13 protein-coding genes are annotated in these 16,306 nt (G+C 55.8%); all 13 read left to right on the top strand.

Going from position 1 to position 16,306, the window contains the following annotated elements; all coding sequences use genetic code 11:
* The first annotated feature begins 297 nt into the window (after nucleotides 1-297).
* The 13 genes from otsB (at nucleotide 298) to AB1748_RS12560 (ending at nucleotide 16,298) form a co-directional block, all read left to right on the top strand.
* Nucleotides 298-1,086, top strand: coding sequence for a trehalose-phosphatase (gene otsB / locus AB1748_RS12620; protein WP_111141570.1), 789 nt, complete (start codon nucleotides 298-300; stop codon nucleotides 1,084-1,086).
* On the top strand, nucleotides 1,083-2,519 hold the full coding sequence (gene otsA, locus AB1748_RS12615) for an alpha,alpha-trehalose-phosphate synthase (protein WP_111141568.1): 1,437 nt from the start codon (nucleotides 1,083-1,085) through the stop codon (nucleotides 2,517-2,519). The genes otsB and otsA overlap by 4 nt, the downstream gene beginning before the upstream one ends.
* A gap of 997 nt (nucleotides 2,520-3,516) precedes the next feature.
* Nucleotides 3,517-3,870: a flagellar transcriptional regulator FlhD gene (gene flhD / locus AB1748_RS12610; RefSeq protein ID WP_111141566.1), complete on the top strand. Its 354-nt coding sequence runs from the start codon at nucleotides 3,517-3,519 to the stop codon at nucleotides 3,868-3,870.
* Nucleotides 3,867-4,445: a flagellar transcriptional regulator FlhC gene (gene flhC / locus AB1748_RS12605; RefSeq protein WP_111141564.1), complete on the top strand. Its 579-nt coding sequence runs from the start codon at nucleotides 3,867-3,869 to the stop codon at nucleotides 4,443-4,445. Before flhD ends, flhC begins: the two co-directional genes overlap by 4 nt.
* Nucleotides 4,446-4,574: 129 nt before the next feature.
* Nucleotides 4,575-5,462: a flagellar motor stator protein MotA gene (gene motA / locus AB1748_RS12600; RefSeq protein WP_111141562.1), complete on the top strand. Its 888-nt coding sequence runs from the start codon at nucleotides 4,575-4,577 to the stop codon at nucleotides 5,460-5,462.
* Nucleotides 5,459-6,403 carry a flagellar motor protein MotB gene (motB, locus tag AB1748_RS12595; RefSeq protein WP_111141560.1) on the top strand — a complete coding sequence of 315 codons (945 nt, stop codon included), beginning with the start codon at nucleotides 5,459-5,461 and terminating at the stop codon, nucleotides 6,401-6,403. Before motA ends, motB begins: the two co-directional genes overlap by 4 nt.
* Before the next feature lie 11 nt (nucleotides 6,404-6,414).
* On the top strand, nucleotides 6,415-8,406 hold the full coding sequence (cheA, locus tag AB1748_RS12590; protein WP_199560036.1) for a chemotaxis protein CheA: 1,992 nt from the start codon (nucleotides 6,415-6,417) through the stop codon (nucleotides 8,404-8,406).
* Between the two features lie 23 nt (nucleotides 8,407-8,429).
* Nucleotides 8,430-8,927 (top strand): chemotaxis protein CheW, encoded by a 498-nt coding sequence (cheW, locus tag AB1748_RS12585; RefSeq protein WP_111141558.1) that lies wholly within the window; start codon nucleotides 8,430-8,432, stop codon nucleotides 8,925-8,927.
* A 163-nt stretch (nucleotides 8,928-9,090) separates the two neighbouring features.
* Nucleotides 9,091-10,764 carry a methyl-accepting chemotaxis protein gene (locus AB1748_RS12580; protein WP_293771356.1) on the top strand — a complete coding sequence of 558 codons (1,674 nt, stop codon included), beginning with the start codon at nucleotides 9,091-9,093 and terminating at the stop codon, nucleotides 10,762-10,764.
* A 186-nt stretch (nucleotides 10,765-10,950) separates the two neighbouring features.
* Nucleotides 10,951-12,513: a methyl-accepting chemotaxis protein gene (locus tag AB1748_RS12575; protein ID WP_111142240.1), complete on the top strand. Its 1,563-nt coding sequence runs from the start codon at nucleotides 10,951-10,953 to the stop codon at nucleotides 12,511-12,513.
* Nucleotides 12,514-12,619: 106 nt separating this feature from the next.
* Nucleotides 12,620-14,296, top strand: a complete 1,677-nt coding sequence (locus tag AB1748_RS12570; protein ID WP_293771351.1) for a methyl-accepting chemotaxis protein — start codon at nucleotides 12,620-12,622, stop codon at nucleotides 14,294-14,296.
* Nucleotides 14,297-14,376: 80 nt separating this feature from the next.
* Nucleotides 14,377-15,249, top strand: a complete 873-nt coding sequence (gene cheR / locus AB1748_RS12565; RefSeq protein ID WP_111142288.1) for a protein-glutamate O-methyltransferase CheR — start codon at nucleotides 14,377-14,379, stop codon at nucleotides 15,247-15,249.
* Nucleotides 15,249-16,298 (top strand): chemotaxis response regulator protein-glutamate methylesterase, encoded by a 1,050-nt coding sequence (locus AB1748_RS12560; protein ID WP_293772093.1) that lies wholly within the window; start codon nucleotides 15,249-15,251, stop codon nucleotides 16,296-16,298. The genes cheR and AB1748_RS12560 overlap by 1 nt, the downstream gene beginning before the upstream one ends.
* Nucleotides 16,299-16,306 lie beyond the last annotated feature (8 nt).

Genomic DNA, 16,306 nt, shown 5'->3' with positions numbered 1-16,306 from the left:
TGAAAGAGCGCATGCTGACGGAGCGATTTTCTGCTTATTTAACCGCAGCGGCTGGCATAAAAACTGCATATTTCTGGCGTAACCCCTGTCAATGACTACACTTAATGCAAAGGTGTTCTCAGTTAGCCAGTATTGTCAGCAACGCGTTTGCACGTTTGAGGAGAGTGATCTATCCAAGTACCACGTTTTACCCCTCAATCACCGCCTTTCAGAATTTCCCGCTTGCTGACCTGACTGCGTCAGGACATTCTTGTTTTAACTCAATGATTTATTTAATACGATTTCAGGAGAAGTGACGTGAACCAGGTGGCAGACCCCCATCCCAGTTACCCGACATTAGCGGGCGGAGAGTACGCCTTCTTTTTTGATGTCGATGGAACGCTGGCAGCAATTCAGTCCCGTCCCGAAGCGGTCTTTATTCCTGAGCAGGTTATCGCCCAACTCCAGCAACTTTCTGCCCATGCGCAGGGCGCACTTGCGCTGGTTTCCGGCAGACCCATTACACAACTCGATGCGCTGGCCGCGCCATGGCAGGGGCCGGCGGCGGGCGTGCACGGCGCTGAACGCCGTAATGCGGAAGGGCAGCTGCAGCGCATCAGCCTGCCCGTTGAGGTCGAGCAGGCACTCAGGACAGAACTGCAGGATGCGATGGCCGCCTGGCCGGGCACCCAGCTGGAAGTTAAGGGCATGGCCTTTGCTCTTCACTATCGCCAGGCGATGCAGCATGAACAGGATGTGCTGCGACTGGCTGAACAGTCCGTAAAACGTTTTCCGGGGCTGGCGCTCCAGCCGGGAAAATGTGTGGTCGAGATTAAACCGCAAGGTATCGATAAAGGCGCTGCCATCAGCGACTTTATGCAGCAGCCCCCGTTTGCCGGACGGACGCCGGTTTTCATCGGCGACGATCTGACAGATGAGAAGGGCTTTGCCGCCGTGAACGCCCGGCAGGGCATCTCCATCAAAGTGGGTGAGGGTGCCACGCAGGCGCACTACCGGCTGAAGGATGTCAATGCGGTTTACGGCTGGCTGGAAAAAACATTATTACTATCAGAACAAGACAACGTCGGTAAGGAGTTTAGGTTATGAGTCGTTTAGTGGTTGTATCTAACCGTGTCGCCATGCCAGATGGGTCTAAAACCAGCGCAGGCGGCCTGGCCGTCGGCATTCTCGATGCACTGAAAAGCACTGGTGGGTTGTGGTTTGGCTGGAACGGCGAAATCAGCGAGTTCTCTGGCGAAGAAGAGGAAGAGGTCAAAGTCCAGGAGCACGAAGGTATCGAATATGCCTCCTTCCCGCTGAGCCAGAACGATTACGATCTCTATTATTGCCAGTTTTCGAATACGGTCATCTGGCCCGCTTTCCACTATCGTCTCGATCTGGTGCAGTTCCAGCGTGAAGCCTGGGAAGGCTACTGTGACGTCAATGACGCGGTGGCGCAGCGTTTAAAGCCGCTGATTAAGCCGGATGATATTGTCTGGATCCACGATTATCACTTTTTACCCTTCGCTGCCGCGCTGCGTCGGGCAGGCATTAATAACCGTATCGGTTTCTTCCTGCACATTCCTTTCCCGACCCCGGAAATATTCAACGCGCTGCCGCCGCATAAAGAGCTGCTGGAGATGCTGTGTGAATATGACCTGCTGGGCTTCCAGACGGAATCGGATCGCGTGGCCTTCCTGGACAGTGTCAGCCAGCTGACGCAGTTGCAGAACAAAGGCGACAAAAAACATCGCGCCTTTGGCAATACCTTTATGACTGAGGTTTATCCGATCGGGATCGAGCCAGACAGTATTAAAGAGATGGCCGAAGGACCGCTGCCGCCAAAAATGGCCGCAATGAAAAAAGAGCTGGGTGATGCGCGCAATATTATCGCCTGCGAACGCCTCGACTACTCCAAAGGTCTGCCGGAACGTTTTCTTGCCTATGAAGCCCTGCTGGAAAACTACCCGGAGCACCGTGGCAAAATCCGCTACTCGCAGATTGCACCGACTTCACGCGGAGATGTGCAGGCCTACCAGGATATCCGTCATCAGCTGGAGACCGAGGCAGGGCGCATCAATGGTAAGTACGGTACGCTGGGCTGGACCCCGCTCTACTACCTTAACCAGCATTTTGACCGTCGCCTGCTGATGAAGATCTTCCGCCTGACCGATGTGGGTCTGGTCACGCCGCTGCGTGACGGTATGAACCTGGTGGCAAAAGAGTATGTGGCGGCGCAGGACCCGGACGATCCGGGTGTGCTGGTGCTGTCGCGCTTTGCCGGTGCGGCCAACGAGCTGACCTCTGCGTTAATCGTCAATCCTTATGACCGCGATGAGGTGGCCGCTGCGCTGGATAAGGCGATCACCATGCCGCGTACGGAAAGGATCTCCCGCTATAACGACATGATGGCCGTTTTACGTAAGAACGACATTACCGCCTGGCGTGAGAGCTTCCTGAAAGACCTGGAACGCATCGATCCGCGCAGTGTGGATCATAACACCGCCAACAAAGTTGCGACCTTCCCGAAACTCGCCTGATTAGGCTGACAGCGGCAGCGGTATCCTGTGATACCGCTGCCGTTTGCTTTTCTCGCCCCACGCCCCCTTTTTTGTTTCACATTGCCAGCGCCCTGTTCCTTACTGCGTCCGTGACGCGCGGCACAGAGTGGCCCGATTCCTGCAGGGATCGCTGCAAGCCCCTGTCGCCCGTGGCTGGTCACTTTCTTTAGCTTTTTTACTCAAGTTTTTCGCCAGGCTGCCGATAGAGACAGAGGCGAAGCATAACTTGTTGTTAATTCATTCATATTTCTTATATAAACCCTTGTTACACAGGCTGCCGGAGCCTTAACGTTCTGCTGCAATTGTTAACAACAGGTTGTCTGAAACCCCCCACACTGCCGCTAAAACCTTAACGCTTTCATTACTCACGCTCCGCGACACTTCCTTTAAGTGACTAATTTAACAGTAAATACCGACCTCCCTGTGCAGCATAAAATGCTGACAATCTCTTATTAGTTGGTTCTAAATAGGGTGATAAAACGATTAACACCTGATATCCATTTCATCATGTTTAAAGCGTCGAATAACGCTGTATTTACCCCCTATTAAACCTTTCTCAGGACAAATTGGACTTAAAAACGCAAATTTTTGCTCAGAATTTGACCAGAAGGTTAGCGATGGTAAAGGGTTGCTGAAGAAATTTGCCTTAAAAGTGTGATCTACGTCACACTTTATCTAAAATTTCATCTGGCTGTCGTTGTATGTCGAAAACAGACGATATAGATTTGCGTTGTTTTCGGATTAGTCCTAAAAAACGTAAGAAGACATCACGGAAGGTGACCAGAACTCGAAAATAAAATGGCATGGATTTTTGACCTTCGGTGGGTCTGAAACCCACAAAAAACAGAAGGCAGAAAGCATGGCATTAAGGTTAGCTGAAGGTTTCTTTGCCATCTTTTGATTTAATAAACAGCAGCTCGAACCGCAGATAATTTTCTGCGATACAGTTACGTCTCATCTCTCAGGATGGAAAAAAATGGGCACCTCTGAAGTACTGAAACATATTTACGACCTCAACTTGTCTTATTTACTGCTCGCGCAGCGTTTAATTAACCAGGATAAAGCCTCTGCGATGTTTCGCCTCGGAATCGATGAGAAAATGGCGAATGCCTTATCTGAATTAACATTGCCTGAGATGGTAAAAATGGCGGAAACCAATCAACTGGTTTGTCAGTTCCGTTTTACCGACAGCACAGCGATCAATCGTCTGACACAGGAATCGCGCGTGGATGATTTACAACAAATCCACACCGGTATTTTATTATCGAGTGGTTTACTGCGTAATGCGTCTAAAGATGATCTGCCTGCTAAAAAGAGAGCGATGTCATGAGTGAAAAAAGTATTGTTCAGGAAGCCCGTGATATTCAGCTGGCGATGGAACTGATCACCTTAGGTGCGCGCCTGCAGATGTTAGAGAGCGAAACCCAGCTGAGCCGTGGCCGATTAATTAAGCTTTATAAAGAGCTGCGTGGCAGCCCGCCACCAAAAGGTATGCTGCCGTTCTCGACTGACTGGTTCATGACCTGGGAGCAGAATATTCACGCCTCGATTTTCTGCAACGCGTGGAAATTTTTGCTGAAAACCGGACTGTGCAGCGGCGTCGATGCTGTGATCAAAGCCTACCGGTTATATCTTGAACAATGTCCGCAATCGGACGAGGGCCCGCTGTTGGCGCTGACCCGCGCCTGGACCCTGGTCCGATTCGTTGAAAGCGGCATGCTGGAGCTGGCGGATTGCAAGTGCTGCAATGGCAGCTTTATTAACCATGCGCATCAGCCAGTTGGCAGCTTCACCTGCAGCCTGTGCCAGCCGCCATCACGCGCCGTAAAAAGACGTAAACTTTCTGCAGAACCTGCCGATATGTTTCCACAACTGCTGGATGAACAGGTTAAACACGCCGTTTAAGTTTGTTCGCATTGTGGAAGTCATCCAGCAGCGGTTAATACCGCTGCTTTTTTTTGCTTGCGGTTCAGTAATAACAGCTGCGGCGCTGGCGTCACTTCCACCAACACGTTTCGGACGTAAGGAATTTTTGTGCTGATAATTATAGGTTACCTGGTTGTTTTAGGCTCCGTGTTAGGCGGATACGCGCTGGTAGGTGGCCATCTGGGCGCGCTTTATCAGCCGGCCGAATTATTAATGATCGGGGGCGCCGGTGCCGGTGCTTTTTTAGTCGGCAACAACGGTAAGTCGATTAAAAAAACGATGAAGGCGCTGCCTTTATTATTTCGCGGGTCAAAATACAACAAAGCGGTTTACATGGATCTGATGGCGCTGCTATATCGCCTGATGGCAAAGTCGCGTCAGCAGGGGATGTTATCGCTGGAACGCGATATTGAAGATCCCAGCCAGAGCGAAATTTTTGCTAATTATCCCCGTATTCTTGCCGATAAACAGTTAGTGGATTTTATTACTGACTATTTACGCCTGATGGTGAGCGGCAACATGAACGCCTTTGAGATCGAAGCGTTGATGGATGAAGAGATCGAGACCTACGAACACGAGTGTGACGTACCAGCGCAAAGTATTGCTGCGGTGGGTGACGGTCTGCCGGCTTTCGGTATCGTGGCCGCGGTGATGGGGGTTGTGCACGCGCTGGCCTCAGCTGACCGTCCGGCGGCAGAGCTGGGTGCGCTGGTGGCCCACGCGATGGTGGGCACCTTCCTGGGGATCCTGCTGGCTTATGGCTTTATCTCGCCACTGTCGTCGGTGCTGCGCCAGAAGTGTGCGGAAACCACCAAGATGATGCAGTGCATCAAGGTGACTCTGCTGTCGAGCCTCAACGGGTATGCGCCACAGATTGCGGTGGAATTTGGTCGTAAAACGCTTTACTCCGCCGAGCGCCCGTCGTTCAGCGAACTGGAAGAGCATGTGCGTAACGCCAAGAACCCGGCTAAACAAACTTCGGACGAGACTTCATGAAACACGGCAATCGCCCAATTGTGCTGATCAAAAAGCGCAAACATAAAGGTCATGAAGGCAGCCACGGATCGTGGAAGATTGCCTACGCCGACTTTATGACGGCGATGATGGCCTTTTTTATGGTGATGTGGCTGCTGTCGATCGCCAACCCGCAGCAGCTGGTGCAGATCGCAGAGTATTTCAAAACGCCGCTGAAGGTGGCGATTACCGGCGGGGCGCGCAGCAGTGACAGCGAAAGCCCCATTCCGGGTGGCGGTGACGATCCGACGAAAAAAGAGGGCGAAGTAAAAAAGGCTGTCGATATGGATGCCCAGAAACGTCAGCTGGATGAGATTCGACTTAACCGGCTGCGTGAAAAGCTGGACCAGATGATTGAAGCCGACCCGCGCCTGAAAACGCTGCGTCCGCATCTGATTATCAACATGGTGGAAGAGGGGCTGCGTATTCAGATTATCGACAGTCAGAACCGCCCGATGTTCAAGACCGGCCGGGCCGAGGTTGAGCCCTACATGCGCGACATTCTGCGCGCGATAGCGCCGATTCTGAATGACATTCCTAACCGCATCAGCCTGGCCGGACATACCGACGATTTTCAGTATGCCAGCGGCGAAAAAGGCTACAGCAACTGGGAACTGTCGGCCGACCGCGCCAACGCCTCCCGCCGGGAACTAGTGATGGGCGGTCTGGATAGCGGCAAAGTTTTACGGGTGTTAGGCATGGCCGACACCATGCGCCTGAAAAATCGCGGCGGGAATGACGCAGTAAACCGCCGCATCAGCCTGCTGGTGTTGAACCACGACACCGAAGCAGCAATAGAAAAAGAAAATGCAGAAAGTGATGCCGTCCAGATCAGCGATCCGGCGGCGATTGAACAGATTCGCGCACCGCTGGCAACACCAGGCAGCGCGGTGAATACAGCAGCCCCCTCACAACCGAGGTGATTCCCGTGAGTATGGACATCAGCGATTTTTACCAGACGTTTTTTGATGAAGCCGATGAGCTATTAGCGGATATGGAACAACACCTGCTGGGTCTTGACCCACAGGAGCCAGATTCGGAGCAGCTCAACGCCATCTTCCGTGCCGCTCACTCCATCAAGGGTGGGGCCGGAACCTTTGGTTTTACGGTATTACAGGAAACGACTCATATCCTGGAAAACATTCTGGATGGTGCTCGTCGCGGCGAGATGCAGCTCAGCACCGACATCATCAACCTGTTTTTGGAAACCAAAGATATTATGCAGGAACAGCTCGATGCTTATAAAACCGCGCAGGAGCCTAACGCGGAGAGCTTCAAATATATCTGTGAAGCACTGCGCCAGCTGGCGCTGGAGGCAAAAGGTCTGCCGGTTGACGTGCCTGCCCCTGCTGTCGCGGCCACTGCTGAACCGGTGAGCGCAGGCGCGGCCAGCACCGGCGGCCTGCGTGTTCAGCTGATCGATCTCAAAGAGAAAGAGGTCGATCTGATGCTGGAAGAGATGAGCAATCTTGGCACCCTGACCGACGTGAAGAAGGGCACCAGCACGCTGGATGTCTGCATCGATGGCGTGGGTAAAGATGACATCGTCGCCGTGCTCTGTTTCGTTATCGACGAAGCGCAGATCCGCTTCCCTGAAGCCGACAATGCCACAGCCGCTCCGGTGGCGCTGGCCGCTGCACCCCAGGTTGAAGAGGTCCATACCGCCAGCGTCACCGAACTGCCGGTGGCAGCGGTGAAGCGGGAGAGCAAGCGCGCTGCGGCGCCAGCCAAATCGAGCGAATCCACCAGTATCCGTGTGGCGGTCGAGAAGGTCGATCAGCTGATCAACCTGGTAGGCGAACTGGTGATTACCCAGTCAATGCTCGCTCAGCGTTCCGGTGAACTGGATCCGGTGGCGCATGGCGACCTGCTGAACAGCATGGGTCAGCTGGAGCGTAACGCCCGCGACCTGCAGGAATCGGTCATGTCGATTCGTATGATGCCGATGGAATATGTCTTCAGCCGCTTCCCGCGTCTGGTGCGTGACCTGGCCAGCAAACTGGGCAAAGAGGTCGAACTGACGCTGCTGGGCAGCTCAACCGAACTCGACAAGAGCCTGATTGAGCGCATCATCGATCCGTTAACGCATCTGGTGCGTAACAGCCTTGACCACGGCATCGAAACGCCGGAGAAACGTCTGGCAACCGGTAAAACGGCAACCGGTAATCTGACGCTCTCTGCGGAACATCAGGGCGGCAACATCTGCATCGAAGTCTCAGACGATGGTGCAGGTCTGAACCGTGAACGTATTCTGGCCAAGGCGCTCTCTTCCGGCCTGCCGGTCCATGAAAATATGAGCGACGAAGAGGTCGGCATGCTGATCTTCGCGCCGGGCTTCTCCACCGCCGAACAGGTGACGGATGTGTCAGGGCGCGGCGTCGGGATGGACGTGGTGAAACGAAACATTCAGGAGATGGGCGGTCACGTCGAAATCGCCTCGAAGCAGGGCAAAGGCACCACCATCCGTATCCTGCTGCCGCTGACGCTGGCGATCCTGGATGGTATGTCCGTCCGGGTAGCTGATGAAGTCTTTATCCTGCCGCTGAATGCGGTGATGGAATCGCTGCAACCGCGCGCCGAAGAGCTGAAACCGCTGGCCGGTGGCGAGTGCGTGCTGGAAGTGCGTGGCGAATATCTGCCGCTGGTCGAGCTGTGGAACGTCTTTGATGTGCAGGGCGCGAAAACCGAAGCCACACAGGGCATTGTGGTGATCCTGCAGAGCGCGGGCAAACGCTACGCGCTGCTGGTCGATCAGCTGATTGGTCAGCATCAGGTGGTAGTGAAGAACCTGGAAAGTAACTATCGCAAGGTGCCGGGCATCTCAGCAGCAACCATTCTGGGTGATGGTAGCGTGGCGCTGATTGTTGATGTTTCAGCACTGCAGTCACTTAACCGTGAAAAACGTGTGGCCGGCGCTGCCGCCTGATTGATAACGAAAGGGTAAATATTATGAATGGAATGGCAACCGTGACAAAAATCGCTGACGAAACTGTGGGTCAGGAGTTTCTGGTCTTCACACTCGGCGACGAAGAGTACGGCATCGATATCCTCAAGGTTCAGGAAATTCGCGGCTACGATCAGGTCACGCGCATCGCGAATACCCCTGATTTCATCCGCGGCGTCACGAACCTGCGCGGTGTGATCGTGCCGATTATCGACCTGCGCGTGAAATTTGCGCAGCCCGATGTGGAGTACAATGAGAACACCGTGGTAATCGTGCTGAATCTGGAAAGCCGTGTGGTCGGTATCGTGGTTGATGGTGTGTCAGATGTGCTCTCTCTGACCCAGGATCAGATCCGTCCTTCGCCGGAGTTCGCTGTCACCATGTCCACCGAGTACCTGACGGGTCTGGGTGCGCTGGGTGAACGTATGCTGATTCTGGTCGACATCGAGAAGCTGCTGAGCAGCGACGAGATGGCGCTGGTCGATAACCTGCGTAGCGCGTAATTCCCGCATAACGGGCCGGTCATAACCGGCCCGTGATAGTTTCATCTCGCAATAAATCCTTTTAAAATCATCATCTCAGCACGATCTGATCCTAATTTCCCGCCCGCTGCTGCCGATAACCTTTGCGTCACCCCTTAATCACCTACTTTTGTCAGGGTTAATTATGTTAACGAAAATCCGTGTTGTCACCAGCCTGTTTCTGGTGTTGCTGGTCTTTGGGCTGCTGCAGGCCTTGTCCGGTTCTGTTTTCTATTCGGCGTTAAGCCACGATAAAGAGAGCTTCGCTGTCTCGCAGCTGGCAACGCAAAACACGCAGTCGCTCAATGATGCCTATATGAGCCTTAACCAGAGTCGTGTGCTGCTGACCCGCATTCAGCTGCGCTTCGCGACCAGCAAACTGGAGGGAAAAACGGCGGACGTGGCCGGTCTCTTCGGGGAGAGCAAAGGTTTTCTGCAGGCGGCTGACGGCTACTACAAAGATTATAAATCCACGCCGGATACACCGGGATCGGACCCGCAGCTTAACCGTCAGCTCGACCAGCGTTTTAACGACTATGCTGCCGCACTGAACAGCATGCAAAACGCGCTGCAGGCCAGCGATCTGGCGGCTGCCGGAAAAATCCCGGTCGCCCCCAGCCAGAGCGCCTTCCTGACGCTTTACCGCGAATGGCGTGCCGACCAGAATCGCCTGGCGATGCTGGGTGTGGAGAAGAACAGCGAAGCATACAGCAGTATGATGTGGGTCCTGGCGTGCATTATGGCCGCAGTGCTTGCGGTGATCGTGCTCTGCTGGGCCGGACTGCGCCGCATCGTGCTGACCCCTCTGAACAGCAGCATCAATCATATTCAGCACATCGCCCAGGGCGATCTGACCCAGCCGATTGTGGTAGTGGGGCGCAACGAGATGGCGCAGCTTGCGGCCAGCCTGCACGACATGCAGCAGTCTCTGGTGCGGACCGTCACCCAGGTGCGTGAAGGGTCAGATGCGATTTTGACCGGTGCCAGTGAAATCGCCGCCGGTAACAACGATCTTTCTGCCCGTACGGAACAGCAGGCGGCCTCCCTGGAGCAGACCGCGGCCAGTATGGAGCAGCTCACGGCCACGGTAAAACAGAACGCCGAAAATGCCCGTCAGGCGTCGAAACTGGCGCTCAGCGCGTCGGAAACGGCAGAGAAAGGGGGCAGCGTGGTCAATGGGGTGGTGAAAACCATGAGTGACATCGCGGGCAGTTCGAAAAAGATTGCCGACATTACCAGCGTGATCGATGGCATCGCTTTCCAGACCAATATTCTGGCACTGAACGCTGCGGTGGAAGCTGCGCGCGCGGGTGAACAGGGGCGCGGTTTTGCGGTGGTCGCGGGCGAGGTGCGCAATCTGGCTCAGCGCAGTGCGCAGGCAGCCAAAGAGATCAAGGGGCTGATCGATGACTCTGTTAACCGGGTCAATATCGGTTCTCAGCTGGTCGGCACCGCAGGCGAAACCATGAGTGACATCGTCAATGCGGTTACACGCGTCACCGATATCATGGGCGAGATCGCCTCGGCGTCAGATGAACAGAGTCGCGGCATCGATCAGGTCGGCCAGGCGGTCACCGAGATGGATCGCGTGACCCAGCAGAACGCCTCACTGGTTGAGGAGTCCGCCACGGCTGCCGCCTCGCTGGAAGATCAGGCCAGCCGGTTAAGCCAGTCTGTCGCCCTGTTCAGAATCAAACGCGACACCGTGCAGCAGAGCCTGACGAAACATCTGCCGATTGCGGCGCCTGCTACGGCGGCACAGACGCCGCGCAAAGCGCTGACCGCGCCGGTCAGTGATACCCACTGGGAAACCTTCTGAAAACAGGCTGCGCATTCTGCGGGATGCGCAGCCCCCGCCTGCGGCGCTTCCGCAACCTCAGCCCTCCTGAATGATAAAAATAGTTACAAAAGCGCATTCTTACCGGAAAGCGTCGAAAAGCGTTAATTAATCGCGTAACTGCGCCGATATAGCCGCTGCACCTTAATCAACCTGCAGGGGAACAAGATGTTAAAAAAAATAAAAGTGGTCACCAGTCTTATCGCGGTACTGGTGATCTTTGGCGCACTCCAGTTACTTTCTGGCAGCCTTTTCTGGTCAGCACTCAACAAAGACAAAACGGCCTTTGCACTGTCGCAGGTCTCTAATCGCAATGTCACCGAGATGACGGACGCCTATATCTCGTTAAACAACAGCCGTACCACACTCAACCGCGGCATGCTGCGCTTGCAGACCAGCATGGCCTCGCAGATGAACGGCGGTCAGCTTGATGAGCTGATCGCGAAAGCACAGAAACAGTTAGTGGAAGCCGATCGCCACTTTAAGATCTACTACCACCTGCCGACCACGCCGGGCCTGGATGAAACCCTGGGCGATAAGCTGGAAGCCGACTACGCCAGCTACGAGAATGGCCTGAAGGCGATGGTAAAGAGTCTGCAGGCGCGCGATCTGGAAGGGATGTTCAGAGAGAACATTGAACAGAAGCAGGTCGCCATGCAGGGCAGTTATGACCAGTGGCGTGCCCGCCAGACCGCGCTCTCCGATCAGGGTATGGCGCAGAATCAGAAAGCCTTTACGCAGATGATGTGGCTGCTGGCCACCATTGGCGTGGTCGTGCTGGCGGTGATTATCACCTGCTGGTTTGGCCTGCGTCAGGTACTGATTCAGCCGCTGCAGCAGCTGCTGGTGCAGATTCGCACTATCGCCTCCGGGGATTTGACGCAGCCGATTGTGGTGGAAGGACGCAATGAGATGAGCCAGCTGGCCGCCGGGATCCATGAGATGCAGCAGTCGCTGGTGATGACGGTGGGCAACGTGCGCGACGGTTCGGATGCCATCTTTACCGGCGCCAGCGAAATCGCCGCCGGCAACAATGACCTCTCTGCCCGCACCGAAGAGCAGGCCGCCTCGCTGGAGCAGACCGCAGCCAGTATGGAGCAGCTCACCGCGACCGTGAAGCAGAATGCTGACAATGCCCGCCAGGCGTCGAAGCTGGCGCTGACCGCCTCTGAAACCGCGCAGCAGGGCGGCAAAGTAGTGGATGGCGTGGTGACCACCATGAAAGAGATCGCGGGTAGCTCGAAGAAGATCGCCGACATCATCAGCGTGATCGACGGCATCGCGTTCCAGACCAACATCCTGGCGCTGAACGCGGCAGTGGAAGCGGCCCGGGCCGGAGAGCAGGGGCGCGGTTTTGCCGTCGTCGCCGGGGAAGTGCGCAGCCTCGCGCAGCGCAGCGCCCAGGCGGCCAAAGAGATCAAAGGGCTGATTGAAGACTCCGTCTCCCGCGTTAACAGCGGCTCACTGCAGGTGGAAAGCGCCGGCAGCACCATGAGTGAGATCGTGGGTGCCGTGACCCGCGTGACTGACATCATGGGCGAGATTGCCTCTGCCTCCGATGAGCAGAGTCGCGGTATTGAGCAGGTCGGGCAGGCCGTCACCGAGATGGATAGGGTGACGCAGCAGAACGCCTCGCTGGTTGAGGAGTCAGCCGCCGCGGCCGCCGCGCTGGAGCAGCAGGCCAGCGTACTGACCCAGGCGGTCTCTGTTTTCAGGATTTCCCGCGCCTGATTTTCCCCCCGTCCACCACAGCGGCGGCGTTAAGCCGTCGCTGTGCATAAAGTTCCCCCCCTCGCCGCCGATAAATAAACACGAATCGCCAACCAATGAGGTGTTTATGTTTAGTCGAGTTCGTGTTGTTACCGGCCTGCTGTGTGTGCTGGCGCTCTTTGCGCTGCTGCAGCTCTTTTCCGGTGGTATGTTTTTTAAAACGGTCAGTTCAGATAAAGAGAATTTTGCTTATAACCAGCGTTTAAACACCCTGCAACAGGCGATGGGCACTTCATGGGTTTCGCTGGTTCAGGCGCGCAACACCCTGAACCGCGCCGGTATTCGTTTTCTGCAGGATGCGCAGATGTCAGGTTCCGGTGCCAGCGTAAAAGATCTGGTGGCACTGGCAGGCGAGGAGCTGAAACAGGCGGAAGTAAACTATCAGATCTTTAACGACAACCTGTCAGAGCAGGGCAAAACAGCCGAAAACGTTCTGACGCTGCAGGCGAATTACAAGGCCTATCACGATGCGCTGGCCGAGCTGATGGTTTTCTTCACCACCGGCAACTTCAAAGGGTTTGTGGATCAACCGACCCAGAGCTATCAGGACAAGTTTCAGAAAGATTACAGCGCCTGGCTGGAGCATAACAAAGAGCTGGCCCAGCAGGGTGTGGAAGCTAACCAGCAGGCTTACAGCCGTTCTATCACCATCGTCATCGCAACGCTCGCCGTTACGCTGCTGATGATTATCCTGGTCTGGAACCTGATGCGCACGGTGCTGATCCGCCCCCTGCGTCAGAGTATTGAACATATCCAGCACATCGCACGCGGCGACCTGACCCAGCCTGTTGAGATTAACGTCCGTAATGAAATTGGCGACCTGCTGACCTCATTACAGCATATGCAGCAGGAGCTGGTGCGCACCGTGCGTACCGTACGCGACGGCTCGGAAGCCATCTATACCGGCGCCAGCGAGATCTCCATCGGCAACAACGACCTCTCTTCACGCACTGAGCAGCAGGCTGCCGCGCTGGAGCAGACGGCGGCCAGCATGGAGGAGCTGACGGCGACCGTGAAGCAGAATGCCGAAAACGCCCGTCAGGCGTCGAAGCTGGCGCTGACCGCCTCCGAAACCGCGCAGCAGGGCGGCAAAGTGGTGGATGGCGTGGTCACCACCATGAAAGAGATTGCCGGCAGCTCCAAAAAAATTGCGGATATCACCAGCGTAATCGACGGTATCGCCTTCCAGACCAATATCCTGGCGCTGAACGCCGCAGTGGAAGCTGCGCGTGCCGGTGAACAGGGGCGAGGCTTCGCGGTGGTGGCAGGAGAAGTGCGCAGCCTGGCGCAGCGTAGCGCCCAGGCGGCCAAAGAGATCAAGAGCCTGATTGAGGATTCGGTCAGCCGTGTGAATACCGGTTCGGTGCTGGTAGAGAGCGCCGGTGACACCATGAGCAATATCGTCAGCGCGGTCACCCGCGTCACCGACATCATGGGTGAAATCGCCTCAGCATCAGACGAGCAGAGCCGTGGTATCGACCAGGTGGGCCTGGCCGTTACCGAGATGGATCGCGTTACTCAGCAGAACGCCTCGCTGGTGGAAGAGTCCGCTGCGGCGGCTGCCGCGCTCGAAGATCAGGCAAGTCATCTCAAACAAGCGGTTTCAGTGTTCAATATTGGTAAAGAATTTGTCGCTCAGGCCGTTAACAAGACAACGGCGATAAAAACGCGCCAGTCAGACGCACCGTTAGCCGTTGGTCGTTCCGCTGCGGCACGCAGCGACGACAACTGGGAAACCTTTTAATCGCCCGTCGCCCGGCCGCCATGAAGCCGCCGGGCATCGCAGCAGACAGTTATTCTATTCAGTTCGGGCCAGGTGCAATGATGAAGAAATCGACAGTATTAGATCAAAACGAGACGACAACGCTGCTGTCGCAGATGGTGCAGCGTTTACCGCTCTCCGATACGCATTTTCGCCGTATCAGCCAGCTGATCTATCAGCGTGCCGGTATCGTACTGGCCGACCACAAACGTGAGATGGTGTACAACCGCCTGGTTCGTCGTCTGCGCACGCTGAATATTGACGATTTTGGTCGTTACCTGGCGCTGCTGGAGTCCGACCCCAACAGCGCCGAGTGGCAGGCCTTTATTAACGCCCTGACCACGAACCTGACCGCGTTCTTTCGCGAAGCGCATCACTTTCCGATTCTGGCGGAGCACGCGCGCAAGCGTCACGGCAACTACAGCGTCTGGAGCACGGCTGCGTCAACCGGTGAGGAGCCGTACTCCATCGCCATGACCCTGGCGGAAACGCTGGGCACCGGGCCAGGTAAGTTTCAGGTTCATGCCAGCGATATCGACACCCAGGTGCTGGAAAAAGCGGTAGCGGGTGTCTATCGCCAGGAGGAGCTGCGCACGCTGTCACCGGCTCAGATGCAGCGCTTCTTCCTGCGCGGCACCGGTCCCCATGCGGGGATGGTGCGGGCGCGACCCGAGCTGACCAATATGGTCACCTATGCGCAGCTTAACCTGCTGGCAAATGAGTGGTCGCTGCCGGGACCGTTTGACGCCATTTTCTGTCGCAATGTGATGATCTATTTCGATAAAGAGACGCAGGAGAAGATTCTGCGTCGGTTTGTCCCGCTGCTGAAGCCCGGCGGCATCCTGTTTGCCGGTCACTCTGAAAACTTCAGCCAGATCAGTAAAGAGTTCTGGCTGCGTGGACAAACCGTCTATGGACTGACGAAGGAAAGATGATGAGCAAAATCACCGTGATGTGCGTGGATGACTCTGCGCTGATGCGGCAGTTGATGACAGAAATCATCAACAGCCATCCGGATATGGAGATGGTCGCTACGGCGCCCGATCCGCTGGTCGCCCGCGATCTGATTAAGCAGTTTAATCCGCAGGTGCTGACACTGGATGTGGAAATGCCGCGCATGGATGGCCTCGATTTCCTGGAAAAACTGATGCGGTTACGGCCGATGCCCGTGGTGATGGTCTCATCGCTGACCGGCAAAGGCTCTGAAATCACCCTGCGGGCACTGGAGCTGGGCGCGGTCGATTTCGTTACCAAGCCGCAGCTCGGGATCCGTGAAGGGATGCTGGCTTACAGCCAGATGATTGGCGACAAAATCCGTGCGGCTGCCCGTGCCCGCGTGCATAACCGTGCCGCGATGCCGGTGCCCGCCTCGCTGAAAGCGGGGCCGTTGCTGAGTAGTGAGAAGCTGATTGCGATTGGCTCCTCCACCGGTGGCACCGAGGCGATACGCCATGTGCTGCAGCCGCTACCGGCGACCAGCCCGGCGTTATTGATCACGCAGCATATGCCGCCAGGCTTTACCCGCTCTTTTGCCGAGCGTCTGAACAAGCTCTGCCAGATCACGGTAAAAGAGGCGGAAGATGGTGAGCGTATTCTGCCGGGCCACGCCTATATCGCACCGGGCGCGATGCACATGGAGCTGGCCCGCAGCGGGGCCAACTATGTGGTGAAGCTAAATGAAGGGCCACCGGTTAACCGGCACAAACCTTCCGTGGATGTGCTGTTTAAATCGGTGGCAATCAACGCAGGCCGGAATGCGGTGGGGGTGATCCTCACCGGCATGGGCAACGACGGGGCCGCCGGAATGCTGGAGATGCACCGGGCGGGTGCCTGGACCATTGCCCAGAATGAAGCCAGTTGTGTGGTATTTGGCATGCCGCGTGAGGCGATTGCCACAGGCGGCGTGAGCGAAGTCGTGGATTTAAGCAACATCAGCCAGCATATGCTGGCGAAAATTAGCGCCGGACAGGCATTGCGTATTTAACAGGCCCG

This window comes from Pantoea sp. Ep11b, from assembly GCF_040783975.1.
Classification (GTDB): Bacteria; Pseudomonadota; Gammaproteobacteria; order Enterobacterales; family Enterobacteriaceae; genus Pantoea.
Note: the sequence above shows the minus strand (reverse complement) of the source record. Positions and strands in the feature narration are given on the sequence as shown.